The sequence below is a fragment of the Kribbella sp. NPDC050281 genome (assembly GCF_040655855.1).
Classification (GTDB): Bacteria; Actinomycetota; Actinomycetes; order Propionibacteriales; family Kribbellaceae; genus Kribbella.
In genome coordinates this window covers 1-1,037 of the sequence record NZ_JBFAKS010000115.1, presented here as the reverse complement: position 1 = coordinate 1,037, position 1,037 = coordinate 1, and the positions used below count along the sequence as shown (strand labels likewise).

2 protein-coding genes are annotated in these 1,037 nt (G+C 68.4%); one reads left to right on the top strand and one right to left on the bottom strand.

All coding sequences use genetic code 11. The annotated features are described in order from the left end of the window. Positions 1-336 (bottom strand): PRC-barrel domain-containing protein (locus AB0I34_RS44195; protein ID WP_360458764.1); only part of this gene is annotated, 336 nt, incomplete at its 3' end. A 96-nt stretch (positions 337-432) separates the two neighbouring features. On the opposite strand from AB0I34_RS44195, the gene AB0I34_RS44190 reads away from it, so the two are divergent. Then, positions 433-1,037 (top strand): EamA family transporter (locus tag AB0I34_RS44190; protein ID WP_360458761.1); only part of this gene is annotated, 605 nt, incomplete at its 3' end.

The following is a 1,037-nucleotide window of genomic DNA, read 5'->3' as shown; positions in this document are numbered from 1 at the left end:
CAGGTCGTAGACGATCCAGGGGCGGTCGTCGAGGGTGACGGTCTGGTCGAGCAGCTGGCCGATCGTCAGCGTCTCGGTGACGCGTTGCTCGAACCTGCGCATGTTGAGCCGTCCGGAGAAGACCACGGCTCCGGTCTCGATGGCGCGTACCCGGGTGATGGGCAGGAACACGCGGCGGCGCGGCTGCACCTCGACGACCAGCCCGTGCGCGCGCGGCGGCAGCGTGCCCTCGGCGGTGGGGCGCAGGGACACCACGACGTCACGGACACGGCCGATCTGGTCACCGGACGGGTCGAAGACCGGGGTCCCGGCCAGCCGGGCGACGAAGATCCTCACCTGAGCAGGCTAAACGAGTGAGGGCGGCGGGGCATTGCGCCTCGCCCACAGGGCATGTCAGTATCCATCGGACATAACACTCATTACTCTCAGGATGTGTTGACGTTGCGGTATGCGGGACTGGCGATCGCCTTCGTCTCCTCGTGTTGTTTCGCCTTCTCCGGCCCGATGGCCAAGTACCTGAACGCCGCCGGACTGGTGCCGATCGAGGCGGTCTGGGTGCGGATGGCCGGTGCCGGGGTGCTGCTCGTGGCGGTACTGGCCGCGGTCAAGCCGCAGGCGCTGCGCATCCCGCGCGAGAAATGGGGCTTCTTCGCGGCCTATGCGGTGATGGCGGTGGCGGGGGTGCAGGCGTTGTTCTTCCTGGCCATCACGCGGCTGCCGGTGGGGGTGGCGTTGCTGCTGGAGTACATGGCGCCGGTGATGGTGGTGGTGTGGGTCCGCTTCGTGCGGAAGGTACGGCTGCCGCGGGCCGCGTTCGTCGGCGCGGTGGTGGCCGTCGTGGGCCTGGGCGTGGTGGTAGAGGCGTGGCAGGGGTTGCGCTTGGACGCTCTGGGGTTGTTGCTGGCGTTGGTGGCGGGGGCGTGCTGCGCCGGATATTTCCTGATGAACGATAGTTTTGGGGACGAGATCGACTCGCTGGGGCTGATCGCGTGGGGGATGATCGGCGCGGCGATCGTCCTGGCCCCGTTCGCCCAGCC